This window comes from Mycobacterium paraffinicum (assembly GCF_025822865.1).
Taxonomy (GTDB): domain Bacteria; phylum Actinomycetota; class Actinomycetes; order Mycobacteriales; family Mycobacteriaceae; genus Mycobacterium; species Mycobacterium paraffinicum.
The window spans coordinates 109,056-134,714 of record NZ_JACKUR010000016.1; the positions used below are offsets into that span (position 1 = coordinate 109,056).

Annotated in this window: 25 protein-coding genes and 2 tRNA genes; 10 read left to right on the forward strand and 17 right to left on the reverse strand. The window is 67.8% G+C overall.

Annotated elements, in window-relative coordinates; translation table 11 throughout:
- Window positions 1-7: 7 nt before the first annotated feature.
- Window positions 8-829, reverse strand: a complete 822-nt coding sequence (locus H7J89_RS05700) for a mycofactocin-coupled SDR family oxidoreductase (RefSeq protein ID WP_264037319.1) — start codon at window positions 827-829, stop codon at window positions 8-10.
- A 2-nt stretch (window positions 830-831) separates the two neighbouring features.
- The gene (locus H7J89_RS05705; RefSeq protein WP_264037322.1) at window positions 832-1,722 is read right to left on the reverse strand and encodes an SDR family NAD(P)-dependent oxidoreductase; all 891 of its coding nucleotides are present in this window, start codon (window positions 1,720-1,722) and stop codon (window positions 832-834) included.
- 96 nt (window positions 1,723-1,818) lie between these two features.
- Between H7J89_RS05705 and H7J89_RS05710 the strand changes: the two genes are divergently transcribed.
- From H7J89_RS05710 to H7J89_RS05720, 3 genes are read left to right on the forward strand one after another with little or no spacing between them, the layout of a single operon-like run.
- Complete coding sequence (locus H7J89_RS05710) at window positions 1,819-2,262, forward strand: nuclear transport factor 2 family protein (RefSeq protein WP_264037324.1); 444 nt, start codon at window positions 1,819-1,821, stop codon at window positions 2,260-2,262.
- Between the two features lie 48 nt (window positions 2,263-2,310).
- Window positions 2,311-3,555, forward strand: a complete 1,245-nt coding sequence (locus tag H7J89_RS05715) for a hypothetical protein (RefSeq protein ID WP_264037326.1) — start codon at window positions 2,311-2,313, stop codon at window positions 3,553-3,555.
- 2 nt (window positions 3,556-3,557) lie between these two features.
- Complete coding sequence (locus H7J89_RS05720) at window positions 3,558-4,388, forward strand: oxidoreductase (RefSeq protein ID WP_264037328.1); 831 nt, start codon at window positions 3,558-3,560, stop codon at window positions 4,386-4,388.
- A 1-nt stretch (window position 4,389) separates the two neighbouring features.
- On the opposite strand, the gene H7J89_RS05725 is transcribed toward H7J89_RS05720, so the two are convergent.
- The 4 genes from H7J89_RS05725 to H7J89_RS05740 are packed head-to-tail and all read right to left on the reverse strand — an operon-like array spanning window position 4,390 to window position 7,676.
- Window positions 4,390-5,040 (reverse strand): nitroreductase, encoded by a 651-nt coding sequence (locus H7J89_RS05725; RefSeq protein ID WP_264037330.1) that lies wholly within the window; start codon window positions 5,038-5,040, stop codon window positions 4,390-4,392.
- Between the two features lie 18 nt (window positions 5,041-5,058).
- Window positions 5,059-5,985: an NADP-dependent oxidoreductase gene (locus H7J89_RS05730; protein ID WP_264040068.1), complete on the reverse strand. Its 927-nt coding sequence runs from the start codon at window positions 5,983-5,985 to the stop codon at window positions 5,059-5,061.
- A gap of 5 nt (window positions 5,986-5,990) precedes the next feature.
- Window positions 5,991-6,704, reverse strand: coding sequence for a uracil-DNA glycosylase (locus tag H7J89_RS05735; RefSeq protein ID WP_264037332.1), 714 nt, complete (start codon window positions 6,702-6,704; stop codon window positions 5,991-5,993).
- A 9-nt stretch (window positions 6,705-6,713) separates the two neighbouring features.
- Window positions 6,714-7,676, reverse strand: a complete 963-nt coding sequence (locus H7J89_RS05740; RefSeq protein ID WP_264037334.1) for a thiamine-phosphate kinase — start codon at window positions 7,674-7,676, stop codon at window positions 6,714-6,716.
- Window positions 7,677-7,819: 143 nt separating this feature from the next.
- Between H7J89_RS05740 and H7J89_RS05745 the strand changes: the two genes are divergently transcribed.
- The gene (locus H7J89_RS05745) at window positions 7,820-8,395 is read left to right on the forward strand and encodes a DUF3515 domain-containing protein (RefSeq protein ID WP_264037336.1); all 576 of its coding nucleotides are present in this window, start codon (window positions 7,820-7,822) and stop codon (window positions 8,393-8,395) included.
- Here the strand turns inward: H7J89_RS05745 and H7J89_RS05750 are convergent.
- The gene (locus H7J89_RS05750) at window positions 8,392-9,504 is read right to left on the reverse strand and encodes a D-alanine--D-alanine ligase family protein (protein WP_264037337.1); all 1,113 of its coding nucleotides are present in this window, start codon (window positions 9,502-9,504) and stop codon (window positions 8,392-8,394) included. The two genes, H7J89_RS05745 and H7J89_RS05750, sit on opposite strands and share 4 nt — an antisense overlap.
- Before the next feature lie 80 nt (window positions 9,505-9,584).
- Window positions 9,585-10,604, reverse strand: coding sequence for an NAD(P)H-dependent glycerol-3-phosphate dehydrogenase (locus tag H7J89_RS05755; RefSeq protein WP_264037338.1), 1,020 nt, complete (start codon window positions 10,602-10,604; stop codon window positions 9,585-9,587).
- Between the two features lie 112 nt (window positions 10,605-10,716).
- Between H7J89_RS05755 and cofC the strand changes: the two genes are divergently transcribed.
- From cofC to mutT1, 3 genes are all read left to right on the forward strand, one after another.
- Window positions 10,717-11,370, forward strand: a complete 654-nt coding sequence (gene cofC / locus H7J89_RS05760) for a 2-phospho-L-lactate guanylyltransferase (protein WP_264037340.1) — start codon at window positions 10,717-10,719, stop codon at window positions 11,368-11,370.
- Between the two features lie 89 nt (window positions 11,371-11,459).
- Window positions 11,460-13,649: an RNA degradosome polyphosphate kinase gene (locus H7J89_RS05765; RefSeq protein WP_264037342.1), complete on the forward strand. Its 2,190-nt coding sequence runs from the start codon at window positions 11,460-11,462 to the stop codon at window positions 13,647-13,649.
- A gap of 85 nt (window positions 13,650-13,734) precedes the next feature.
- Window positions 13,735-14,676: an 8-oxo-(d)GTP phosphatase MutT1 gene (gene mutT1, locus H7J89_RS05770; protein ID WP_264037346.1), complete on the forward strand. Its 942-nt coding sequence runs from the start codon at window positions 13,735-13,737 to the stop codon at window positions 14,674-14,676.
- A 69-nt stretch (window positions 14,677-14,745) separates the two neighbouring features.
- Here the strand turns inward: mutT1 and H7J89_RS05775 are convergent, their stop codons facing one another.
- The 3 genes from H7J89_RS05775 to leuC form a co-directional block, all read right to left on the reverse strand.
- Complete coding sequence (locus H7J89_RS05775; protein WP_264037348.1) at window positions 14,746-15,381, reverse strand: HU family DNA-binding protein; 636 nt, start codon at window positions 15,379-15,381, stop codon at window positions 14,746-14,748.
- Window positions 15,382-15,593: 212 nt separating this feature from the next.
- Complete coding sequence (gene leuD, locus H7J89_RS05780; protein ID WP_264040076.1) at window positions 15,594-16,190, reverse strand: 3-isopropylmalate dehydratase small subunit; 597 nt, start codon at window positions 16,188-16,190, stop codon at window positions 15,594-15,596.
- Window positions 16,191-16,214: 24 nt separating this feature from the next.
- Window positions 16,215-17,630 carry a 3-isopropylmalate dehydratase large subunit gene (gene leuC / locus H7J89_RS05785; RefSeq protein ID WP_264040084.1) on the reverse strand — a complete coding sequence of 472 codons (1,416 nt, stop codon included), beginning with the start codon at window positions 17,628-17,630 and terminating at the stop codon, window positions 16,215-16,217.
- 87 nt (window positions 17,631-17,717) lie between these two features.
- Here leuC and H7J89_RS05790 point away from each other — a divergent pair, with 87 nt between their 5' ends.
- On the forward strand, window positions 17,718-18,419 hold the full coding sequence (locus H7J89_RS05790) for an IclR family transcriptional regulator (protein ID WP_264037351.1): 702 nt from the start codon (window positions 17,718-17,720) through the stop codon (window positions 18,417-18,419).
- Between the two features lie 68 nt (window positions 18,420-18,487).
- Window positions 18,488-19,000, forward strand: a complete 513-nt coding sequence (locus H7J89_RS05795) for a PPOX class F420-dependent oxidoreductase (protein ID WP_264037353.1) — start codon at window positions 18,488-18,490, stop codon at window positions 18,998-19,000.
- A gap of 7 nt (window positions 19,001-19,007) precedes the next feature.
- Here H7J89_RS05795 and H7J89_RS05800 read toward each other — a convergent pair.
- The 4 genes from H7J89_RS05800 to H7J89_RS05815 form a co-directional block, all read right to left on the reverse strand.
- Window positions 19,008-19,080, reverse strand: a tRNA-Glu gene (locus H7J89_RS05800).
- A gap of 72 nt (window positions 19,081-19,152) precedes the next feature.
- Window positions 19,153-19,224: transfer RNA gene (locus tag H7J89_RS05805), tRNA-Gln, on the reverse strand.
- A 147-nt stretch (window positions 19,225-19,371) separates the two neighbouring features.
- Window positions 19,372-20,841, reverse strand: a complete 1,470-nt coding sequence (gene gltX / locus H7J89_RS05810; RefSeq protein ID WP_264037355.1) for a glutamate--tRNA ligase — start codon at window positions 20,839-20,841, stop codon at window positions 19,372-19,374.
- The gene (locus H7J89_RS05815; protein ID WP_264037358.1) at window positions 20,838-21,635 is read right to left on the reverse strand and encodes a fumarylacetoacetate hydrolase family protein; all 798 of its coding nucleotides are present in this window, start codon (window positions 21,633-21,635) and stop codon (window positions 20,838-20,840) included. The genes gltX and H7J89_RS05815 overlap by 4 nt, the downstream gene beginning before the upstream one ends.
- 104 nt (window positions 21,636-21,739) lie before the next feature.
- Here H7J89_RS05815 and H7J89_RS05820 point away from each other — a divergent pair, with 104 nt between their 5' ends.
- Window positions 21,740-23,044 carry an MFS transporter gene (locus H7J89_RS05820; RefSeq protein WP_372513724.1) on the forward strand — a complete coding sequence of 435 codons (1,305 nt, stop codon included), beginning with the start codon at window positions 21,740-21,742 and terminating at the stop codon, window positions 23,042-23,044.
- Here the strand turns inward: H7J89_RS05820 and H7J89_RS05825 are convergent.
- Together H7J89_RS05825 and serA are read right to left on the reverse strand one after the other, a co-directional pair.
- Entirely contained in the window at window positions 22,944-23,954 is a 1,011-nt protein-coding gene (locus H7J89_RS05825) for a 3-isopropylmalate dehydrogenase (RefSeq protein WP_264037363.1), read from the reverse strand. The genes H7J89_RS05820 and H7J89_RS05825 overlap by 101 nt on opposite strands.
- 70 nt (window positions 23,955-24,024) lie before the next feature.
- Window positions 24,025-25,611 carry a phosphoglycerate dehydrogenase gene (serA, locus tag H7J89_RS05830; RefSeq protein WP_264037366.1) on the reverse strand — a complete coding sequence of 529 codons (1,587 nt, stop codon included), beginning with the start codon at window positions 25,609-25,611 and terminating at the stop codon, window positions 24,025-24,027.
- Window positions 25,612-25,659 lie beyond the last annotated feature (48 nt).

A 25,659-nucleotide genomic window follows, 5' to 3' on the forward strand; every position in this document is an offset into this window, starting at 1 on the left:
TCCGCCGCTACATCACGACGTGCCCGGCGTCGACGGGTATCGACACGCCCGTCACGTAGCGGGCGCGGGGACCGACCAGCCACAGCACCGCTTCCGTCACGTCCTGCGCCTCGACCAACGGCACGTCGGGCAGCAGCATCTGGGAGACGGCCGGGTTCGGGTTCTCCAGCATCCGGTTGACAACGAAGTCGTTGAGGATCATCGGCGTCATGACGCCGCTCGGGTGGACAGAGTTGACCCGAATCTTGTGTCGCGCATAGGCATTGGCCGCTGACCGCATCAAGCCCACCACCCCGTGCTTGGACGCGGCGTAGGCGAACATCGCCGCACTGCCGTCGCCGCCCCGGCCGGTCAGCCCCTGCGACGAGCTGACCAGGACGATCGACCCGCCCTGGCCCTTGCGGATGAGCGACGGGACCGTCGCCAACAACGTGTGCCACACCCCCTTGAGGTTGGTGTCCACGATCGAGTTGAACACCGGTTCGGAATGGGCTTCCGGGTCACCGATCGCCACCACGCCGGCGTTGGCGATCACGATGTCCACCTCCCCTAGATCGTCGATTCCGCTTTGGACCGCGGCCTCCAGTTGCGTCAGGTCGCGGACGTCGGCGACGACGGGCGCCACCTTGCGGCCCGCGGCTTCGACCAGTCGCGCGGTCTCGTCGAGATCCGATTTGGTCCCCAGCGGGTAGGGAATCGCGTCAATATCTGCGCAGATGTCCACCGCGATGATGTCGGCGCCCTGTTCGGCCAGGGCGACGGCGTGGCTGCGGCCCTGCCCGCGCGCCGCACCGGTGATGACGGCGACCTTGTTGTCGAGTTCACCCATGGCTATACCTCCAGCTTCGTGCCGGTTTGTTCTTCGGCGAAGGCCACCAGCCGAGCGGCCGTGTCGTAGTCGCAGGCGCCCTGCGAACGGCCGATCAGCACCGGGCCGCCGCGCAGGCCGAACCTACCGGTGACCCCGACGTAGCTGCCCGGCGGAATCGGTTCGCTGATGCAATACAGGGTGGGCGCCGCGCCCTCGTCGATGTCGTTGGCCAACCGGTCGGCCACCAGCTTGACCACTTTGTGCGCCGCCGCCATCACTGGCGAGTCGCCGAGCTGCGACAGGTTCGAGGCGACCCAGCCCGGGTGGGTGAGGTGGGTGACGACCGGCGAGCCGGCGGCGCGCAACCGGCGGTCCAGCTCCAGTCCCCACAGCATGACCGCGAGCTTCGACTGCGCGTAGGCGCCCAGCCGGGTCCACTTGTGCCGGCGCAGGTGCAGGTCGTCCATGCGCAGCGTTGCCGACCGGTGTGCGTCGGAGCCGACGTTGATGATCTGCGTGCGCACCTTGGGCAGCAGCAGGTTGGTCAGGGCGAACGGTCCGAGCAGGTTGGTGCCCAGGGTCATCTCGAATCCGTCGACCGTGTCGGTGCGGCGGTCGGTCAGCGCGCCGGCGTTGTTGATCAGGATGTCGATGTCGTCGTCGATCGATTGCGCGAAGGCGCGCACCGACGATTGGTCGGCGAGGTCGACCCTGGCCACCGACGTCGAGCCGCCCATCTCGGCAGCGCGTTGCTCGCCCAGCTCGGTGTTGCGCACCGCCAGGATCACGTGCGCGCCGGCTTCGGCCAGCGCACGGGCGGTGCCCAGTCCGACCCCGTTGGTCGCTCCGGTCACGACGATTCGCTTGCCGGTCATGTTGCCGAGCCGGCTCGGCGTCCAAGGTAACGTCACGGCGATCAAGAGTAATGGTCGGTTCTATGTAAATTGGACCGGTTCTGCCACCATTGTTCGCGGAAGCGGAGGAGATGGGCACAAAGGTGGTTCCACATGAGTGACAGCGCAACCGAAATCACCAACCTCATCTACACCTACGCCGAGCTTCTCGACGGGGGCGATTTGGACGGGGTCGCCCGGCTCTTCGAGCACGGCCGCATCTGCGGCGTGGAGGACGGCCCACCGGAGACGGTGTTCGCCGGGGCCGCCCGGGTGCGCGAGATGTATGAGATGGCCACCCGCATCTACTCCGACGGCACCCCCAAGACCAAACACAACACCACCAACGTGCAGCTGCACATCGACGAGGCCGAAGGTACCGCCCGCAGCACGTCCTACTACTGCGTCACGCAGGCCACCCCCGACCTGCCCTTGCAGGTGATCGTGACCGGGCACTACAAGGACACGTTTGCGCGGGTGGACGGCGCCTGGCGGTTCGACAGCCGCACCATGTTCGTCGATCAGGTCGGCGACGTCAGTCAGCATTTGAAGTTCTGATCACGTTGTGTGCCAATCGTTTTGAGCAATACATCGGAGGAACAGCGCATGCGTGATGACCCCGTCGCGACGAAATCCCAGCACGAGCAGGAACTGGCCGCCCTGGACCTGATCGAGCACCCGACCGTCAAGGCCGCCTATCGGGCGGTGGCCGACACCTGGCTGGGTCGCGCCAAGGCGTCCGACGCGATGCGGGAGCGGTTCGACGACGCGTTCGCCGAGGTGATGTTCTCGGCGGCGGTGTGGTCGTCCAACCAGGACAAGCTGAGGCCGAAGGTCAGCTGCATCACCCGGCTGGCGCATCCCGTCGACGGCCGGCGCATCCCCGGGTCACGTTGGGGCATCGACAATCCCGACAGCGTGTACCGGGTGATCCCGATCTCCGGTGACGAACGCTACGAAATCCACGGCCGGGTGGGTGAACACCGCATGACCGAAAACTACTTCACGCTCTGGGATGCCCACATGGGCACCGTCGACGTGCTGAACGGACGCACCCTGCGGGTCGACTCCGACGGCAGCTTCACCATCACCGTGGACGCCGACGCCGCCGGCGGGCGGCCCAACCACGTGCAGGCCTCCCCCGCGGCGCACGAGTTCTACATCCGAGACGTGCTGCTGGACTGGGGCCGCGACGACCCGAATTACCTTGCGGTGCAACGGCTCGGGGGGCCGCCCGCGACACCAGCACGCACGCTCGACGAGCAGGCCGGGGCCACCGCGGCGATGATGGAGTACTTCGCCAACTTCACCGGCAAACTCAGCCACGGCGTGTACAAGATGCCCGCCAACCATTTCGACCTGGCGTGGTCGGCCGACAAGGTCGGCGCGATGCGCAACCAGGTCTACGTCATGGGCCGTTTCGATCTCGCACCCGACGAGGCGTTCGTGGTGGACCTCAACGACGGTGGCGCCGAGTACTTCACGGTGCCGCTGAGCAACATCTGGGGCACCACGCTGGACATCCTCGACCGCACCGGCAGCCTCAACAAGGCGCAATCGGTCGCCAACGAGGACGGCAGCTACACCTACGTGATCGCGCCGGCCGATCCCGGCGTGGCCAACTGGATCGACTCCGACGGCCTGCGCGAGGGGATCTTGACTTTGCGCATGGCGGAATTCGGCGAGGCGGGTCCCCGCGAAGACCTAGGCGCCCGCGGGCGGGTGGTCAAGCTGGATCGGCTGGACGCCGAGGTGCCGCACCTGCCGCGCGTGAGCTCGCAGGAACGGGCCGCCCAACTCGCGGCTCGGCGAACCGCGTATCTGCGGCGCCTGCCGGAAGGGGCGATCTAGCGATGTCGCGCTGGCTGATCACCGGATGCTCCACCGGCTTCGGGCGCGAAATCGCGCGCGCCGCACTGGAAGCGGGCCACAGCGCGGTGGTGACCGCGCGGCGGGCCGACTCGGTGCGCGACTTCGTCGACGAGTTCGGCGACCGGGCGCTGGCCGTTGCGCTCGACGTGACGGACGCCGATCAGATCGCGGCGGCGGTGTCGGCGGCCGATGCAGCTTTCGGCGGCATCGACGTCCTGGTCAACAACGCCGGCCACGGCTACCTGTCCGCCGTGGAGGAGGGCGAGGACGCCGAGGTTCGAAAGCTGTTCGAGGTCAACTACTTCGGTGCGGTCAACATGATCAAGGCGGTGCTGCCGGCCATGCGTGCCCGCGGCTCCGGGCACATCGTCAACATGTCGTCGATGACCGGTCTGGTCGCCAACCCGCCCAACGCGTATTACTCGTCGACGAAATTCGCGCTGGAGGCGATCACCGAGGCGCTGGCCACCGAGGTGCGGCCGCTCGGGATCAAGGTGACCGCCATCGAGCCGGGCGCCTTCCGCACCGACTGGGCGACGCGGTCGATGAAGGAGTCGGGCACTCCGATAGCCGATTACGTCGACGTGGCGGCGCGCAAGGACCTGATCAGGCAGTTCGCCGATCATCTCCCCGGTGATCCGAAGAAGGTCGCCGAGGCGGTGCTGATGGTGACCACGCTCGACGAGCCACCGCTGCGGCTGCTGCTGGGCCGCGACGTGCTCAAGGCCATGCGCGACAAGATCGCCGCGCTGTCGTCGTCGATCGAACAGTGGAAAGCCGTCACCAAGGACGTCAACTTCGAGGGTTCGTAGGTCACTCGTCGAGGAACACGGCGTGCCGGTCCACGGGGTCGCGCCCGATGTGCAGGTTGTTGCCGGGAAAATCGGGGTCGGAATAGCCGATCGACAGCCCGCACAGGATGTTCAGCTCCGGGGGGATATTGAGCTGCTCGCGCACGACGTCGGGATAACCGGCGATGGCCACCTGCACGCAGGTGCCCAATCCGCGTGCGGTCAACGCCAGCAACAACGTCTGCAGGAACATGCCGACACCCATGCTGTCGGCGTAACCGAGGTCGCGGTGCATGCACACGATGCCGCCCAGCGGCGCCCGGAAAAACTCCCAGTTGCGCAACACGGCGATGCGCCGGGCCTCGCTGTCATGGCGGGCAATGCCCATCGCGCCGTAGACGTGTGCGCCGGTGTCGCTCCGGAAATGAGCGAACGCGGCGGGCAGTTGCGGGACGTTAGGCGGTTCGGCGCGCGCCCTTTCCAGCATGGCGGCGACCAACCGGTCCCGGGCCGCACCGGAGACGAACACCATGTGCCATGGCTGCACGTTCGAATTCGACGGCGCGCGGATGGCCAGCTCCAGCGATTCCTCCACCAGGTGGCGCGGCACCGGGGTGGGCAGGAACATCCGCGTCGAATGTCGCTGCCGAATGGTGTCTTCCAGGTCGTACACAGCCCGTGTCCCCCGTCGTCAATCCCGAACCACGATGACCGTCTTGCCGGGCCGCCGGCCCGGGCGGCCGCCGCTTTCGAACGCCTCGCGGCCCTGCTCGAGCGGGAACGTCTCGGCGATCTCCACCCGCAACTGTCCCCGGTCAACCAGCGCCGCAAGCTCGACCAGCTGATCCCGATTCGGCGTGACGATGAAAAAGATTGCCGTGACGCCGTATTCGTCGGCTACGCCCGCCGGCGGCGGCGCCGACAGGGTGACCAGCCGCCCGCCCGGGCGGAGCACCGGAAACGATCGGTCCAGCGTCTCACCGCCGACGGTGTCGATCACGACGTCATAATCGGCGTCCTCGAATGTCTCGGTGCGCACGTCGATCACCCGGACGGCACCGAATCCCCGGACGAGGTCACCGGCACCGCTGCGCACCGTGGCGGTGACGCGCGCACCAAGCATCGCGGCCAACTGAACCGTCAAGGCGCCCACCCCGCCCGCGCCACCGTGCACCAGCACGGCCTCACCCGGGCGCACGCCGGCGTGGTCGGCCAGGGCCTGCAGGGCGGTGAGGCCGGCCAGCGGCAGCGCGGCGGCGACGGCGTGCGACACCGTCGAAGGCCTGGCGGCCAGGTCCCCCGCGGGGACGCAGACGAATTCGGCCGCCGCACCGTCCCGGTCGAACGGGATCAGCCCGTACACCTCGTCGCCGGGCGCGACGTCCGTCACGCCCGGGGCCACTTCGGAGACCACGCCCGATACTTCATGCGATGGAATCACCGGCGTCCGGCTCACCCCGTCTCGGGTCCAGGTCTCGTCCCACGTCAACTCGTCGAATGTGATGGCGGCGGCGTGGACGGCCAGCAAGACTTCGCCCGCGGCCGGGGCCGGCGCGGGCGCCCGCTCGACCACAAGCTGCTCCGGGCCACCCCGGTGGTGCGCCCGCAAAGCCCTCATCTCGGTCAAGGCAGTCGCCAATCGATGGGATCGGCGCCCATGCCCGTGAGCAGTTCGTTGGCGCGGCTAAACGGACGCGACCCGAAGAATCCCCGAGACGCCGACAGCGGCGACGGGTGTGGCGACTCGATCGCCACACAATTGCCCTCGGCCAGAATCGGTTTCAGCGTCGAGGCGTCGCGGCCCCAGAGGATCGCCACCATCGGCTGCGAGCGCGCCGCCAGCGCACGGATCGCGCACTCGGTCACCGCCTCCCAGCCCTTCCCCCGGTGCGAGGCGGGGTTGCTCGGTCGTACGGTGAGCACCCGGTTCAGCAGCATCACCCCGCGCTCGGCCCACGGCGTCAGGTCGCCGGACGAGGGCTGCGGATGCCCGAGGTCGGCGGCGTACTCGTCGAAGATGTTGGCCAGGCTGCGCGGCAATGGGCGCACGTCCGGTGCCACCGAAAAGCTCAGGCCCACGGCGTGCCCCGGCGTCGGGTACGGGTCCTGCCCCACGATCAGCACCCGGACGCTGTCGAAGGGAAACGTGAACGCGCGCAACACATTCGACCCCGCCGGTAAATACCTGCGTCCAGCTGCGATCTCGGCCCGCAAGAACTGGCCCATCGCGGCGACCTGATCGGCCACCGGCTGCAGCGCGGTCGCCCAACCCTGCTCGACGAGTTCGCTCAACGGCCGCGCGGTCGCCACCGGTCCTTTCGAAGCATCAAGGCTCATCGCGTCACCCTAACGGTCGTATGACTGCCAGCCGGCGTAGCCGGTCCACTGTTGTCCGTCGACAAGGACTTCGGCGTTTCCCTCGAGAACCCGTCCGACGATCCGCCATCCGGCGGGCGCGGGGCCGGCGAAACAGGCCACCAGGGCGTGGTCTTCGCCGCCGCCGAGCACCCACGACCATGGGTTGGCGCCCGTGGCGGCGGCCGCAGCGGTCAGTGCGTCGTGGTCCGCGGTCAGCGCCGCCGTGGACAGGTCCATCGCCACCGCCGATGCCTCGGCGACGTGCCGCAGGTCGGCGACCAGGCCGTCGGAGACGTCGATCATCGCTTGCGCTCCCCCGGCGGCCGCCGCCACGCCCTGCCCGTAGGGCGGCTGGGGAACCAGGTGCCGGCGGCGCAGCGCATCGAATCCCTCAATCCCCTTGCCGAACAACGAAAGTCCGGCCGCCGAGCGGCCGAGGTCACCGGCGACCGCGATCACCGAGCCCGCTTTCGCCCCGGACCGCAGCACCGGCGCGCGGCCGTCGAGGTCACCCAGCACCGTCACGGAGATCACCCATTGTGGGCAGCTGACGAGATCGCCGCCGGCGATGCCCGCGCCGATGCGCTGCGCCTCGTCCCACATGCCGCCGACCAGTCCGTCGACGTCGGCCGCCGGGGTGTCACCGGGCGCGCCGAACGCGACCACGAAGGCCGTCGGCCGCGCCCCCATCGCCTCGATGTCGGCGGCGTTCTGGGCGATGGCCTTGCGGCCGACGTCGCGGGGGGCCGACCAGTCCAGCCGAAAATGCCGATCCTGCACGAGCATGTCGGTCGACACCGCGATGCGGCCGTCCCTGGCTTGCACCACCGCCGCGTCGTCGCCCGGCCCGACCGCCACCTCGGCCGGCTGCCGGCGGCCGCGCACCAAACGATCGATGACGGCGAACTCCCCGAGCTGCTGCAACGTGGGTTCCGATGCGTCGTCGCGCACGCCACCTCCTCCGGCGCCTTCGTCCCCTGCGTGGGCCTCTGACGGGTCGCCGACCTGCGGTAAGTTGGTTTACTGCCCGCGCGAGCGGCCCGCGCCAGTGTAGAACCCTGCACCGCTGTGCCAGAGATAGGAGGTACGCGGCGGTGACGACCGACCCCGATACCGGCCCCGCCGTCGACACGGGGCCGCCGCCCGCGGTGATCATCGCGGCGGTCGCGGTGGCCGTCCTGGCGATCGGCGTGATCCTGGTGATCGCGGCGAATCGTGAGGCGCCGCCGCAACCGGTCGCCGTGCCCGCCGCCCCGGCGCCGCAGGCCGACAGCCCCGCATGCCGGGCACTGGCCGGGGCGCTGCCGCAGCGGCTCGGCGACTACCAGCGCGCGCCCGTCGCCCAACCGGCGCCGCAAGGCGCCGCCGCGTGGCGGGCCGGGCCGGACGGCGAGCCCGTCGTGCTGCGCTGCGGACTCGACCGTCCCGCCGAGTTCGTCGTGGGATCTCCGATTCAGGTCGTCGACCGCGTGCAGTGGTTCGCCGTGCGACCCGAACAGCAATCCGCCGGTGACGCGGGCAGGTCGACCTGGTACACGGTGGATCGGCCGGTGTATGTAGCGCTCACGTTGCCGTCGGGATCGGGCCCGACCCCGATCCAACAACTCTCCGAGGTGGTCGACCGCACCATCGCGGCGGTGCCCATCAACCCCGGACCGGCGGCAGGTTAGCGCAGGCCCACGCCCCGGGCCAACGCCGTTTCGACCATGGTCGCCAGCAGGGTCGGGTAGTCCACGCCACTGGCCGCCCACATCCTCGGATACATCGAAATCGTGGTGAACCCGGGCATCGTGTTGATTTCGTTGAGCACCGGCCCGTCGTCGGTGAGGAAGAAGTCGACCCGGGCCAATCCCTGGCAGTCGATGGCGTTGAACGCCCGGATCGCCAAATGCCGGATGGTGTCGGCGATGTCGTCGTCAACCTTTGCCGGCACGTCCAATTCCGCTGCGTCGTCCAGATATTTGGTGGCGAAGTCGTAGAACGAATCCTCGCGCCCCCGCACCCCGGCCACCCGGATTTCGCCCAGCGTGCTGGCTTCTATTGTGCCATCGGGCATTTCGAGCACGCCGCACTCCAGCTCACGACCGGTGATCGCCGCCTCCACGATCACCTTCGGGTCGTGCCGGCGCGCGACCGCGACCGCGGCGGCGAGGTCCTCCCAGCGCGCCACCCGGGTGACGCCGATCGAGGAGCCACCCCGGGCGGGTTTGACGAACACCGGTAGACCCAGCCGCGCGCACTCATCGGGTCGCAGGGTCGACCGCGACGGGCGCAGCACCGCGTACGGACCGACCGGCAGCCCCTCGGCGACGAACAGCTTCTTGGTGAACTCCTTGTCCATGCCCGCCGCGCTGGCCAGGACGCCGGCGCCGACATAGGGCACGCCGGCCAACTCCAGCAGACCCTGGATCGTGCCGTCTTCTCCGTACGGACCGTGCAGCACCGGGAACACCACGTCGACGGACGCCAGGACCTCGCCGGCCCCCGACGACAGGGAGACCAGTTGGCCGCTGCGCCGCGGATCCGCCGGCAGGGCCAGTTCGGTGCCCGACTGCGCGGTCACCTCCGGCAGGCGCCGGTCGCTGATGGCCAGCGCCTCCGGGTCGCCGTCGGTGAGCACCCACGACCCTTGCGGGGTGATGCCGATCGCGACCACCTCGAACCGCTCGGGGTCGAGATTGCGCAGGATGCTGCCCGCGGACACGCACGAGATGGCGTGCTCGTTGCTGCGCCCGCCGAAGACGACGGCGACGCGCACGCGGCTTGCGCTGGCACTCACAACCTGGAGAGGCTACCGGTTGTGCGGCACACCGGCCGGGCGGCGGGCCGCTAGCTGGGGTTTCGGTCGCCGCGCGGCAGTCACTCGGGCTTGGTCCTGCGGCCCAGCAGCAGGGCCATCGCCTCGTCCACCGACAACCCCTTGTGACAGACCCGGTGCACGGCGTCGGTGAGCGGCATCTCGACGTCGTAACTGGACGCGAGCGCCAGCACCGACTCGCTCGACGTCACGCCCTCGACGACGTGCCCTTCCCGGGCCTGCATCGCCGATTCCATCGTCCCGCCGCGACCCAGGCGTTCACCGAAGGACCGGTTGCGCGACTGCGGCGACGTGCAGGTCGCCACCAGGTCGCCCACCCCGGCCAGGCCGGCCAGCGTGGCGCCCTTGGCGCCGAGCGCGATACCCAACCGGATGATCTCCGCCAGGCCCCGGGTGATGATCGCCGCCGCGGTGTTCTCGCCAAGCCCCACGCCGGCCGCCATGCCGCACGCGAGCGCGATGACGTTCTTGCACGCCCCGCCGATCTCGGTGCCGACGACATCGCTGTTGGTGTACGGGCGGAAATACCCGGTGCTCAGCATGCGCTGCAGGGCGACCGCGCGCCCGGAGTCGCTGCACGCGACGACGGTGGCGGCGGGCTGACATTCGGCGATCTCGCTGGCCAGGTTGGGCCCCGAGACGACCGCGACCTGAGAGGCATCGACACCCGTCACCGAAACGATGACCTGACTCATCCGCATCAGCGTGCCCAGCTCGATGCCCTTGGCCAGGCTGACCAGGGTGGCGCCGTCGGGTATCAGCGGCGCCCATCCTTCGAGGTTGGCGCGCATCGTCTGCGCGGGAACAGCCAGCAGCACCGTCGAGGCAAAGCCCAGCGCCTCCGCGGCGTCGGTGGTCGCGCGGACGTTCGCCGGCAGTATCGCGCCGGGCAGATAGTCGGGGTTGGAGCGGGTGGCGTTGATCCGGTCGGCCACGTCGGATCGACGGGCCCACAGCATGACCTCCGCGTCGGGCTCACCGGCCTCGACGAGCACCTTGGCCAGCGCGGTGCCCCACGCCCCGGCACCCATGACCGCGACGGCGCCCTTCGAACCGGTCATCCACCACCCCCGTCTGTCGTCTCAGCGTGTTGCAGCCGCTACACCCTAGATCAGCGGCCATCACGCGAGCTAGCGCGTCCGCCTTCAGCGGTCGCTGGCAGGATGAGATCTCATGAGCGGCACACGAGTCGACGAAACGGGTAGAGACGTCGCCCTGATCGTCGCCGTCAAGCGGTTGGCCGCGGCCAAGACGAGGCTGGCCCCGGTGTTCTCGGCACGCACCCGGGAGAACGTGGTGCTGGCCATGTTGATCGACACCCTGACCGCCGCGGGCCGCGTCGGTTCGTTGGGCTCGATCACCGTCATCACGCCCGACGAGGCCGCGGCCGCCGCGGCGACCGAGCTGGGCGCCGAGGTGCTCGCCGACCCGACGCCCGAGGGGCACGGCGACCCGCTCAACAACGCCATCGCCACGGCCGAACGGGCGGTGGGCGGTTTTTTCCCGAATGTCGTTGTGCTACAGGGGGATTTGCCCGCACTTCAGACGCAGGAGCTAGCCGAGGCGATCACCGCCGCGCGTCATCATCGGCGCAGCTTCGTCGCCGACCGGCTGGCGACGGGAACCGCCGCCCTCTTCGCCTTCGGCGCCCCGCTCGATCCGCAGTTCGGTTCCGATTCCTCGGCGCGACACCGACGTTCGGGTGCGATCGAGCTGACCAGTGCGTGGCCGGGCCTGCGCTGTGACGTCGACACTCCCGACGACCTCGCCACCGCGCGCCGGCTGGGGGTGGGCGCGGCGACCGCCCGCGCCCTCGCCCAGCAGTGACTCAACCGTCGACGCGGCGTACCTGTCCACGCGGTGAACGTCGGCCCAACGGCGAATGGATGTCCGTCGAGCGCTAGCAGCATCGGCGAGTGATGAGCAATGATCGCAGGGTGACCGAAATCGAAGCTGAGGCGCGCCCCGAAGAGAACTTGTGGCATCAAGGCGACTCGGCCGTGGCAGCGCCGCCCGCCGCGACGCCCGCCGCCCTGACGGACCTGCCGGAGGACCGCTATCTCAACCGGGAGCTGAGCTGGCTGGACTTCAACGCCCGCGTGCTGGCGCTGGCCGCGGACAACTCGTTGCCATTGTTGGAGCGGGCCAAGTTCCTGGCCATCTTCGCCTCCAACCTCGACGAGTTCTACATGGTCCGGGTCGCCGGCCTCAAGCGTCGCGACGAGATGGGCCTGTCGGTGCGCTCCGCCGACGGCCTGACGCCGCGCGAGCAACTGGCCCTGATCGGTGAACAGACGCAGCGGATCGCCACCCGGCACGCGCGGGTGTTCCTCGATTCGGTGCGACCGGCGCTCGCCGGGGAAGGCATACATATAGTCACGTGGGCCGATTTGGATCAGGGTGAGCGCGACGAACTGTCCACCTATTTCCACGAACAAGTCTTTCCCGTTCTCACGCCGCTCGCCGTCGACCCCGCTCACCCCTTCCCGTTCGTCAGCGGGCTGAGCCTGAACCTGGCGGTCATGGTGCGCCAGCCCGAGGACGGCGGCCAGCACTTCGCGCGAGTCAAGGTGCCCAACAACGTGAATCGCTTCGTGGAGCTGGGCGCACGCGATACGGATGACGGCGAAGGCCCCACCATAATTCGCTACCTGCCAATGGAAGAGCTGATCGCGGCCTTCCTGCCGGTGCTGTTCCCCGGCATGGAGATCGTCCAGCATCACGCTTTCCGTATCACCCGCAACGCGGACTACGAGGTCGAAGAGGACCGTGACGAAGACCTGCTGCAGGCGCTGGAACGGGAACTGGCACGCAGGCGGTTCGGATCGCCGGTGCGACTAGAGGTCGCCAACGACATGACCGAGAGCATGCTGGAACTGCTGCTGCGCGAACTCGACGTGAACCCGGGTGACGTCATCGAGGTGCCCGGCCTGCTCGATCTGTCGTCGTTGTGGCAGGTCTACAGCCTCGACCGGCCGGCGCTCAAGGACCCGGCCTTCGTCCCCGCCACCAGCCCCGCCTTCGTCGACCGCGAGACGCCCAGGAGCATCTTCGCCACGCTGCGCGAAGGCGATGTGCTGCTGCATCATCCGTACGAGTCGTTCTCCACCAGCGTGCAGCGATTCATCGAGCAGGCCGCCGCCGACCCCAATGTGCTGGCGATCAAACAGACGCTGTACCGCACATCCGGTGACTCGCCGATCGTTCGGGCGCTCATCAACGCCGCCGAGGCCGGCAAGCAAGTGGTGGCGCTCGTGGAGATCAAGGCGCGCTTCGACGAGCAGGCCAACATCCGCTGGGCGCGCGAGCTGGAGCAGGCGGGCGTGCACGTCGTCTACGGGTACGTCGGACTCAAGACGCATTGCAAGACCTGCCTGGTGGTCCGCCGCGAGGGTTCGACGATCCGGCGCTACTGCCACATCGGAACCGGCAACTACAACGGAAAGACGGCGCGACTGTACGAGGACGTCGGTCTGCTGACCGCGTCTCCCGAGATCGGGGCCGACCTGACGGACCTGTTCAATTCGCTGACCGGCTACTCGCGCAAGGTCTCCTACCGCAACCTTCTGGTCGCCCCGCACAGCATTCGCACCGGCATCATCGAACGCGTCGAGCGCGAGATCGCCGCCCACCGCGAGCACGGCGGCGGGCGGATCCGGCTCAAGATGAATGCGCTCGTCGACGAGCAGGTCATCGACGCGCTGTACCGTGCGTCGATGGCGGACGTGCGGGTGGAGGTGGTGGTGCGCGGCATCTGCGCGCTGCGCCCCGGCGCCGAAGGGTTCTCGGAGAACATCACGGTCCGTTCGATTCTCGGTCGCTTCCTGGAGCATTCCCGCATCATGCATTTCAATCGCATCAACGAGTTCTGGATCGGCAGCGCGGACATGATGCACCGCAACCTCGACCGGCGCGTCGAGGCGCTGGTTCAGGTGAAGGATCCCCGGCTGACCTCATACCTGGACGACCTGTTCGAGTCCGCCCTGGACCCGTCCACCCGGTGCTGGGAGCTGGGGGCCGACGGACAGTGGATCGCGTCACCGCAGGACGGCCACACCGTGCGCGATCACCAAGTGTCGTTGATGGAGCGACACCGCAGTCCGTAGCCCCTGCGTGGTGATTTACGGTTGTTCTCCGGCCGCACCGCAAACGTGTGCGCGGTCCCGACCGAATTGACCTGCAGGAGTTGAGTTGCCGACCAAGAGCTCGTCCACCGCTCGGCGTCCGGGAAGCCGGGTCGTGTATGCCGCCGGCGCGGTCTTGTGGCGGCCGACCGATTCCTCCAACCCCGGCCTCGAGCTCGCGGTGATCCACCGCCCCCGCTACGACGACTGGTCGCTGCCGAAGGGGAAGGTGGACCCGGGCGAGACGGCGCCCGTCGCCGCGGTGCGGGAAGTGTGCGAGGAGACGGGGCAGCACGCGGTCCTGGGCCGGCGGCTCGACATGGTGAGTTACCCGATCGAGGCGGGCGTCAAGAAGGTCTACTACTGGGCGGCGCGCAGCACCGGCGGGGACTTCATCCCCGGCAACGAGGTCGACGAACTGGTGTGGCTGCCGATGCCCGAGGCGCTGAAGAAGCTCAGCTATTCGCATGACCGAAAGATGTTGCGCCACTTCATGAAACACCCCGCCGACACGCGTTCGGTGGTGGTGGTCCGGCATGGCACGGCCGGACGGAAATCACGGTTCAAGGGCGACGACACCCAACGACCGCTGGACAAACGGGGACGCGCGCAGGCCGAGGCGCTGGTTCCGCAGCTGCTGGCCTTCGGCGCCACCGACGTGTACGCGGCCGACCGCCTCCGCTGCCACCAGACAGTGGAACCGCTGGCCGAGGAACTGGGCGTGACGGTGCACAACGAGCCGACCCTCACCGAGGAGGCCTACGGCAAGAGCCCCAAACGCGGCCGGCACCGAATGCTCGAGATCGCCGAGCAGGAGGGCACACCGGTCATTTGCACTCAGGGCAAGGTGATTCCGGACTTGATCGCCTGGTGGTGCGAACGGGACGGGATACGTCCCGACAAGTCACGCAACCACAAGGGCAGCACCTGGGTTCTCTCACTATCAGGTGGCCGGCTGGTGGCGGCCGACCACATCGGCGGGGCGCTGGCCGCCAACGTGCGAGCCTGACACGCGAATACCCTTCGGGCGCACCGCTGCGACCCGAAGGGTATTCGCGTTGAGAACTCGGCTACTGCCTTACCGGCGACCGCGACGCGCGGTGGCCTTCTTGGCCGGAGCCTTCTTTGCCGCGGCCTTCTTGGCCGGAGCCTTGGTCGCGGCCTTCTTGGCCGGAGCCTTCTTCGCCACGACCTTCTTCGCCACGGTCTTCTTGGCCGGAGCCTTCTTCGCCACGGTCTTCTTGGCCGGAGCCTTCTTCGCCACGGTCTTCTTGGCCGGAGCCTTCTTGGCGGGGGCCTTCTTCGCCGCGGCCTTCTTGGCGGGGGCCTTCTTCGCCGCGGCCTTCTTGGCGGGAGCCTTCTTGGCGGCGGTCTTCTTGGCCGCGCCGCTTGCCACTACACCACGCTTCACTGCAGGTCCTTCCGACGGGAGACGCTGTGCGCCAGAGACAACCGCTTTGAACTGAGCACCGGGACGGAACGCCGGTACGGAGGTCGGCTTTACCTTCACCGTCTCGCCGGTACGCGGGTTGCGGGCAACCCGGGCCGCGCGGCGCCGTTGCTCGAAAACACCGAACCCGGTAATGGTGACGCTGTCGCCCTTGTGCACGGCACGCACAATGGTGTCGACGACGTTCTCGACGGCGGCGGTTGCCTGCCGACGGTCGGTGTTCAATTTTTGAGTGAGCACATCTATGAGCTCTGCCTTATTCATCCAATCCCTCCGACGCTAGTGGTCCTCTGTTTGAACCGACTAGTGCACACGGTAAACCCTCACCCAGCAAATTTCCAAGAGCCACGCGCAATTTCAGGGTCGGACAATCCGGGGTTTCGCAATCCGGTTGCCGCCCTTGACCGGTGGCGGGACTTGGAAATCGTCCAGGTTTAGTTAGGTGAGCGAGAAGAAATTCCGGCGTTCCCGACCGTTCAGGAGGCGGGCAGAGTGCGCGGTTTCCACTGCGGATAGGTGGTCTCGTAAGATTCGATTTTGTCGAGTTTCCGCAGCGTAAGGGCTATATCGTCGAGGCCTTCAAGCAATCGCCAGGCGGTGTGGTCGTCAATCTTGAACGGCAACACCGTCGTTCCCGCGGTGATATTTCGATCTTGAAGATTGGCAGTGATTTCCAGTCCCGGACTCTGCTCGATGAGCTTCCAAAGGAGTTCCACGCCGTCCTGAGAAACTTCGGCCGCCAAGAGACCCGCCTTGCCGGCGTTGCCCCGGAAGATGTCACCGAATCGAGACGAGATGACCACCCGGAACCCGTAGTCCATGAGCGCCCACACCGCGTGCTCGCGCGACGAGCCCGTCCCGAAATCGGGGCCGGCTACCAGGACTGTCCCACGGTCAAAGGGGCTGAGGTTGAGGACGAATGAGGGATCCGAGCGCCAGCTGGCGAACAACCCGTCCTCGAAACCGGTTCGGGTGACCCGCTTCAAATACACCGCCGGAATGATCTGATCGGTGTCGACATTGGACCGCCGCAACGGCACACCGATACCGGTGTGGGAGTGAAATGCTTCCATGCTCATCTCTTCTTCTCGATCGGGTCAGTTCAAATCGGCCGGGGCAGACAATGTGCCGCGAACCGCTGTCGCGGCGGCCACGGCCGGTGACACCAGATGCGTGCGGCCGCCTTTCCCCTGGCGCCCTTCGAAGTTGCGGTTGGACGTCGCCGCGCACCGCTCCCCCGGCGCCAGCTGGTCGGGGTTCATTCCCAGGCACATCGAGCAGCCCGCCTGTCGCCATTCGGCGCCCGCTGCGGTGAAAACCTCGCCCAGCCCTTCGGCTTCGGCCTGCGCGCGTACTCGCATGGAGCCGGGCACGACGAGCATCCGCACCCCGGGCGCCAGCTTGCGGCCGCGCAGCACGTCGGCGACCATCCGCAGGTCTTCGATGCGACCGTTGGTACAAGAGCCCACGAAGACCGTGTCGACCGCGATACCGCGCATCGGCGTGCCCGGCCGAAGGTCCATGTAAGCCAAGGCTTTCTCGGCGGCCTGCCGCTCGTCGTCGCCGGTCATCAGCTCCGGGTCGGGCACGGACGCGGCCAGCGGCACACCCTGCCCAGGATTGGTTCCCCACGTCACGAACGGGCTCAACGATGTTGCGTCGAGGTGCACCTCGGTGTCGAAGACGGCACCGGGGTCGGTGTGTAACTCCCGCCAGTAGCGCATCGCCGCGTCCCATTGCGCCCCCTGCGGCGCGTGCGGCTTATCGCGCAGGAATTCAAAGGTGGTGGCGTCCGGGGCCACCATGCCCGCTCGGGCACCGGCCTCGATGCTCATGTTGCAGATCGTCATCCGGCCTTCCATCGAAAGCGATTCGATGGCGCTGCCGCGGTATTCGATGACGTGCCCCTGCCCGCCGCCGGTGCCGATCTTGGCGATCAAGGCGAGAATGATGTCCTTGGCCGCCACACCGGCGGGCAATTCGCCGTCGACATTGACCGCCATCGTTTTGAACGGCCGCAGCGGCAAAGTCTGGGTGGCGAGCACGTGCTCGACCTCCGAGGTGCCAATGCCCATTGCCAGTGCGCCGAATGCGCCGTGCGTCGACGTGTGACTATCACCACAGACAACCGTCATTCCCGGTTGGGTCAGACCCAATTGCGGCCCGACGACATGCACGATGCCCTGCTCGATATTGCCCATCGGATAAAGACGAATGCCGAATTCGGCGCAGTTGCGGCGCAACGTCTCGACCTGGGTGCGCGACACCGAATCGGCGATCGGCTTGTCGATGTCGACGGTGGGCACGTTGTGATCCTCGGTGGCCAGCGTCAGATCGGGCCGTCGCACCGGCCGGCCGGCCAGTCGCAGCCCGTCGAAGGCCTGCGGGCTGGTGACCTCGTGCACCAGATGCAGATCGATGTAGATCAGGTCGGGTGCGTCATCGCTCCCTTTATCCACAACGTGGTCGGCCCAGACCTTTTCGGCCAGGGTGCGCGGCTTGCCGGATCCCATCTGAAAATTCGCCTCGATTCCCTCATCTGCGGCTCGCCGATCGACCATGGGCTGTGATCTCAGAATACGAGACGCTAGTATCTCCTTGTGAGACAGCATAGCGGCATCGGCGTCCTCGACAAAGCCGTGGATGTCCTGCACACCATCGCCCAATCCCCGTGCGGATTGGCCGAACTGTGCGAACGAACCGGATTGCCCAGGGCCACCGCGTATCGGCTGGCCGCAGCGCTGGAGATCCATCGTCTGCTCGCCCGCGACGACGAAGGGCGCTGGGGACTCGGTCCGGCCGTCACCGAGCTCGCCGCCCATGTCAACGATCCGCTGCTGGCCGCCAGTGCGGGGGTGCTCCCCCTGTTACGCGAGACCACCGGGGAAAGCGTGCAGCTGTACCGCCGCGAGGGCACCGAACGGGTCTGTGTGGCCGCCCTGGAACCCGCTGCAGGCCTTCGCGATACGGTCCCGGTCGGGGCGCGATTGCCGATGACGGCGGGCTCGGGCGCCAAGGTGCTGCTTGCCCACAGCGACGCGGCGACGCAAAAAGCGGTGCTACCGACAGCGAAATTCACCGAGCGCACCCTGGCCGAAGTGCGGCGTCGCGGCTGGGCACAAAGCGTGGCCGAGCGCGAGCCCGGGGTGGCGAGCGTGTCGGTTCCCGTGCGCGACAACCGCGGAGCCGTCATCGCCGCCATCTCGGTGTCGGGACCCGTCGACCGCATCGGCCGGCGCCCCGGCGCGCGCTGGGCCGCCGATCTACTGTCCGCGGCCGAAGCGCTCACCCGCCGGCTCTGAACGTCACGGGACGCTTTCTCTGCCACCAGCGCACACGCGTCCGCATACGGCCTGACAGACTGACCGCCATGGGAACCAATCAGCGCGCGAGCATCGTCATGTCCGAGGACGAAATCGCCGACTTCGTCGTCAAGAGCCGCACCGGGACGCTGGCTACCATCGGCCCCGACGGCCAGCCGCACCTGACCGCAATGTGGTACGCCGTCGTGGACGGCGAAATCTGGCTGGAGACCAAGGCCAAGTCGCAGAAGGCGGTCAACCTCAAACGCGATCCCCGGGTGAGCTTCCTGATCGAGGACGGCGACACCTATGACACCTTGCGTGGAGCGTCCTTCGAGGGCGTCGCCGAGATCGTCGACGACCCCGACGTCTCGCACCGGGTTGGGGTCAGCGTGTTCGAGCGTTACACCGGGCCCTACACGGAAGAGATGAAACCGTTCGTCGAGCAGATGATGAACAAGCGCGTCTGCGTGCGCATCGTCGCCCAACGCGCCCGCTCGTGGGATCACCGCAAACTGGGCCTGCCGGCCATGCCGGTGGGTGGATCCACGGCACCGGCAGTGCTGGGCACTGGCCAATAATTTTTTGTAGCCCCGATGGGATTCGAACCCACGCTACCGCCGTGAGAGGGCGGCGTCCTAGGCCGCTAGACGACGGGGCCGGACACGATCCGGAGAGTCAGCATAGCTCACACTCAGAGGCCCACCTAATCGCTTGAGGTGGCGAGATTTTGCTGGGGTACCAGGACTCGAACCTAGAATGGCTGAACCAGAATCAGCTGTGTTGCCAATTACACCATACCCCATTGGCTGCCTAAAACCGCTGGTCAGCGGTCATTTGGAGCCGTATCGAGCTGCTCGGAAGATCGCTGCTGCCAACCGTTGTCGGCCTTTGTGAGCCGCAGTGCAGACTACCAAAGACTCCCGGCACAATCCGCATGCGAGGTGGTCGCCTATCCGGCGACCGTTTCGCGTGCGGCGCCGAGCCGCTGCAGGCTGCGGTCACGGCCGAGCAGCTCCAGCGATTCGAACAATGGCGGGCTGACCGTCGTTCCCGTGGCGGCCACCCTGATCGGACCGAACGCCTTGCGTGGTTTGAGGCCCAGGCTTTCGATGAGCGCGCCCTTGAGGGCGCCCTCGATATGCGCCGTGGTCCAGTCCGTCACGCCGTCCAGCGCCGCCAGCGCGGCGTCCAGCACCGCGGCCGCGTCCGGACCGAGCTCCTTGGCGGCGGCCTTGGGGTCGATGGCGTATTCGTCGTCGTTGAGGAACCTGAGCAGTTCCCACGCGTCGGCGAGGACGACGATGCGTGTCTGGACCAGCTCGGCGGCGGTGGCAAAGGCCGCGGGGTCCAATCCGGTGCGATGTCCGTGAACGTCGAAGTAGTCGCGCAGACGGCCCGCGAAATCCGCCGGCTTAAGCATGCGGATGTGCTCACCGTTGAGCGCGTCGGCCTTCTTCTGATCGAAGCGGGCCGGATTGGAATTGACGTCGACGACGTCGAACGCGGCGACCATTTCGTCGAGACTGAACAGGTCATGATCGTCGGCGATCGCCCAGCCGAGCAACGCGAGATAATTCAGCAGCCCCTCGGGGATGAAGCCCCGGTCGCGGTGGGCGAACAGATTCGACTGCGGGTCGCGCTTGGAGAGTTTCTTGGTCCCCTCCCCCAATACCGTTGGCAGGTGCGCGAACTCCGGGACGCGATCGGCGACGCCGATCCGGATCAGCGACTGGTAAAGCGCGAGCTGGCGCGGCGTCGAGGGCAGTAGGTCCTCGCCCCGCAGCACGTGGGTGATTTTCATCAGCGCGTCGTCGCACGGGTTGACCAAGGTGTACAACGGATCTCCGTTGGCGCGGGTCAACGCGAAGTCCGGCACGGTGCCCGCGGCGAAATTGGTGGGTCCGCGCACGAGATCGTGCCAGCCGAGGTCTTCGTCGGGCATGCGCAGCCGCACCACCGGGTTGCGGCCCTCCGCCAGGAACGCGGCGCGCTGGGCATCCGTCAGCTGCCGGTCGAAATTGTCGTACCCCAGTTTGGGGTTGCGGCCCGCCGCGATGTGGCGAGCATCAACCTCTTCCGGTGTCGAGAAGGCGTAGTAGGCCTCGCCCGCTTCCAGCAGCTTGGCCACCACGTCGCGGTAGATCTCTTTGCGCTGCGACTGCCGGTATGGGCCGTAGGGCCCGCCGACCTCGGGCCCCTCATCCCAGTCGAGGCCCAGCCAGCGCAGCGCGTCGAGCAGCGCCAGATAACTTTCCTCGCTGTCACGTTCGGCGTCGGTGTCCTCGATGCGGAAGACGAAGGTGCCACCCGTGTGCCGCGCGTAGGCCCAGTTGAACAGTGCGGTGCGGACCATTCCGACGTGCGGGGTGCCGGTGGGCGACGGGCAGAACCTGACGCGCACTTTCGTTTCGGTAGTCACGACTTTCCCTTACGGACCACGGGATTGGTAAGGGTACCGATGCCCTCGATGGTGATGGAGACGGTGTCGCCGTCCTCGATCGGACCGACCCCGGCCGGCGTTCCGGTGAGGATGAGGTCGCCGGGCAGCAGCGTCATCACGGCCGAGATCCACTCGATGATGGCGCCGACGTCATGGATCATCAACGAGGTACGGCTGTTTTGCTTCACCTCGCCGTTGACCTCGGTTCGGATTTCGAGATCGGCCGGATCGACATCGGTGACGATCCACGGACCCACCGGGCAGAAGGTGTCGTGCCCCTTGGCCCGGGTCCACTGGCCGTCGGCTTTCTGTTGGTCGCGGGCCGACACGTCGTTCCCGATGGTGTAGCCCAGGATGCTGTCGGCAGCCTCGGCAGCCGAGACGTCCTTGCAGGGCCGCCCGATGACCGCGGCCAGTTCGCCCTCGAAATGCACGGGTGATGCGTTGGCGGGCAACCGGATCGGCACGTTCGGACCGACGATGGCCGTGTTGGGCTTGAGGAAGATGATGGGATCCGGCGCCGCGGGCCCGGTGAGCTCGGTCATCTCGGCGATGTGATCGGCGTAGTTCTTCCCGATGCAGACCACCTTGCTGGCCAGTATCGGAGCCAGCAGCCGCACATCGGCCAACGGCCACGACCGGCCGGTGAAGTTCGGCGTGCCAAAGGGATGCTCGGCGATCTCGCGGGCGATCATGGCGGCGGGATCGGCGAGTTCGCCCTCGATGCTGACGAAGGCGACACCGTCCGGGCTGGCGATTCGACCAAGGCGCATTTCGATGAGCCTACTGATGGGCGCCTGCGCGCCGCATGGCCGGGCATCGCATCCGAAGCGACCAATCTCACCAGCGCGTTTACCAGGCTATGCAAGCATTAAGGATGCAAACGGGGACGGCCACGACGCGTGAGCTGGGCGCGCGCGGGCGCTGGTCCATCATGGTCGTATCGCTGGTGGCCACGGCGAGTTCCTTCCTCTTCATCAACGGCGTCGCGTTCCTGATTCCCTCGCTACAGACGGCGCGCGGAATCCCGCTCGACGAAGCCGGTCTGCTGTCCTCCATGCCGAGCTGGGGCATGGTGGTGACACTGGTGTTGTGGGGCTACGTGCTCGACCGCGTGGGCGAGCGGATGGTGATGGCCGCGGGTTCGGCGCTCACCGCGGTGGCGGCCTACGCCGCGGCGTCGGCGCATTCGATGGTGTTGATCGCCGTCTATTTGTTCCTCGGCGGCATGGCCGCGGCCAGTTGCAATACCGCCGGCGGGCGGCTGGTGTCGGCGTGGTTCCCGCCGCACCAACGCGGCCTGGCCATGGGCTTCCGCCAAACCGCGCAACCCCTTGGAATCGCCTTGGGAGCGCTGGTAATTCCCGAGCTGGCCGAACACGGGCCGGCTGCGGGGCTCAGATTCACGGCCTTGGCGTGCGCGTTCGGGGCGGTAGCGAGTGCGGTCGGCATCATCGATCCGCCGCGCAAGCCCCGGGAGAAGGCCACCGATTCCGAACTGGCCAGCCCGTACCGAGGGTCCTTGGTGCTGTGGCGAATTCACACGGTGGCGGGCCTGATGATGGTCCCGCAGACGGTGACCGTCACGTTCATGCTGGTCTGGCTGATCAAGAATCTGCACTGGTCGGTCGCGGCCGCCGGCAGTCTGGTGACCCTTTCGCAGCTGCTGGGTGCAATCGGCCGCGTCATGGTGGGCCGCTGGTCCGACCGCATCGGCTCGCGCATGCGACCGGTCCGCATCATCGCGGGCGCCGCCGCCGTCACCCTCTTCCTTCTGGCCTGGGCTGACTTCCTGAATNCGAGTTGGCAGGCGCCCCTGATGGTCGCCATTTCGGTGATCGCCGTGCTGGACAACGGTTTGGAGGCCACGGCGATCACCGAATTCGCCGGGCCGTTCTGGAGCGGACGCGCCCTCGGCATTCAGAACACCACCCAGCGGGTGCTGGCGGCGGCCGCGCCGCCGCTGTTCGGTGCGTTGATCACCGCCGCGAAATATCCGAACGCGTGGATACTGTGCGGACTGTTTCCGGTGGCCGCGGCGCCGTTGGTGCCGACGCGGTTGCTCCCGCCCGGGTTAGAAACTACAGCCCGGCGGCAATCCGTTCGCCGACTTCGGTGGTGGCGAGCCGTTCGCTCCCACGCGTTGCCAGGTAGGCCTCGACAGCCCGATCCACCCGTCTAGCCGCATCGTCCTCGCCGATATGGGCGAGCAGCAACGCCACCGACATGATCGCCGCGGTCGGGTCGGCGATGCCCTGACCGGCGATGTCCGGCGCGCTGCCGTGCACTGGCTCGAACATCGACGGGTTGGTCCGGGTGGCGTCGATATTTCCGCTGGCGGCCAAGCCAATTCCACCGCACACCGCCGCCGCCAAGTCGGTGATGATGTCACCGAACAGGTTGTCGGTGACGATCACGTCGAAGCGACCGGGTTCGGTGACCATGAAGATGGTGGCGGCGTCAACGTGTTGGTAGGCGACCTCGACGTCGGGGTAGTCCGCCCCGACCTCGGCCACGATCCGCGACCACAGCTTCCCGGCGAAGGTCAGCACGTTGGTCTTGTGCACCAGCGTCAGGTGCTTGCGACGGCGCTGGGCACGTTCGAAGGCGTCGGACACCACACGGCGCACGCCGAAGGCGGTGTTCAGGCTCACCTCGGTCGCCACCTCGTGCGGCGTGCCGGTGCGAATCGCGCCGCCGGTGCCGGTGTAGGGCCCCTCGGTCCCCTCGCGCACCACCACGAAATCGATGTGGGGATTTCCGGCGAGCGGGCTGCTCACGCCGGGATACAGCCGACCCGGCCGCAGGTTGACGTGATGATCCAGCTCAAAACGCAGGCGCAGCAACAGACCCCGCTCCAGCACACCGCTGGGCACCGACGGATCGCCGATCGCCCCGAGCAGAATGGCGTCGTGCTGGCGCAGCTCGGCGAGCACCGATTCCGGCAGCAACTCACCGCTGGCGTGAAAACGCCGGGCGCCCAGGTCGTAATCGGTCTTCTCGACACCGGGCAACACCGCGTCAAGGACTTTGAGCGCCTCGGCTGTCACTTCCGGTCCGATACCGTCGCCGCCGATAACAGCGAGTTTCATGAGCGCCGCTCCTCATCGCTTCGTCCCCCGCAAGCGGGCGGTGCCCCCACTGCGTCGTCGCCGGCGCACTTCACGACAGATCAACCACCTCAAGCTTGTTGGCGCCCACCGCCGTGCCGATCGCCGACCGCACCTCGCTCGGCACGTCGCGGTCGAGCCGCAGCAGGATCGTCGCGCCCGGCCCCTCGGCATCCTCGGAAAGCTGCGCGGCTTGGATGTTCACGCCCGCCGAGCCGAGCAGAGTGCCGATCTTGCCCAGCGCCCCGGGCTGGTCGATGTAGTTGATCACCAGGTTGGTGCCCCGCGCCCGCAGGTCGAAGTTGCGCCCGTTGATCTGCACGATCTTCTCCACCAGCTGCGGCCCGGACAGGGTTCCGGCGACGTTGACGGCGGTGCCGTCGGGGGCCACTGCGCGCACGTCGACGACGCTGCGGTGGTTCGGGCTCTCCGAGGCCGTGGCGAGTTCGGCGGTGACCCCGCGCTCTTCGGCCAGCGCCGGTGCGTTGACGAACGTGACCGGCCCCTCGACCACCGCGGAGAACAGACCGCGCAGAGCCGAAAGCTTCAGCACCTCAACGTCTTCGGAGGCCAGCTCGCCGCGCACCTGCACCGACACCGACACCGGCGGCCCGTCCGACAGCGAGGCGGCCAGCACCCCGAGCTTGCGCACCAGGTCCAGCCAGGGCGCCACTTCTTCGTTGACCACGCCGCCGCCGACGTTGACGGCATCGGGGACGAATTCACCGGCCAGCGCGAGCTTCACGCTTTCGGCGACGTCGGTGCCCGCCCGGTCCTGCGCCTCGGAGGTGGACGCGCCCAGGTGCGGCGTGACCACCACCTGCGGCAGCTCGAACAGCGGGCTGTCGGTGCACGGCTCCTTGGCGAAGACGTCGATACCGGCCGCGCGGACGTGTCCGCTGCTGACCGCTTCGGCCAGCGCGGCCTCGTCCACCAGGCCGCCGCGGGCGGCGTTGACGATGATGACGCCCGGCTTGGTCTTCGCCAGCGCTTCCTTACCGATCAGGCCCGCCGTCTCGGGCGTCTTCGGCAGGTGCACCGAGATGAAGTCGGCGCGGCCGAGGAGGTCGTCGAGGGGCAGCAGTTCGATGCCCAGCTGAGCGGCCCGGGCCGGCGAGACGTACGGGTCGTAGGCGATGAGGTGGGTGCCGAAGGCCGTCAACCGTTGGGCGACCAACTGCCCGATCCGGCCCAGCCCAACCACCCCGACCGTCTTGCCGAAAATCTCGGTGCCGTTGAACGACGACCGCTTCCAGGCGTGCTCGCGCAGCGAGGCGTCGGCCGCCGGGAGCTGCCGGGCGGCGGCCAAGAGCAGCGCCAACGCGTGCTCGGCGGCGCTGTGGATATTGGAGGTGGGGGCGTTGACCACCAGCACGCCGCGCTCGGTCGCGGCGGCCACGTCGACGTTGTCCAGCCCGACCCCGGCGCGGGCGACGATCTTCAGCTTGGGCGCGGCGGCCAGCACCTCGGCGTCGACGGTGGTGGCCGAGCGCACCAGCAGCGCGTCGGCCTCGCCCACCGCGGCCAGCAGCTTCTCCCGGTCCGGCCCGTCTACCCAGCGCACCTCGACCTGGTCTCCCAGGGCGGCGACAGTCGATTGGGCGAGTTTGTCGGCGATCAATACAACAGGCAGATTCACCCGGCCAGCCTAACGGCTGCCTTCGACGGCCATCGACGGGCTCACCAC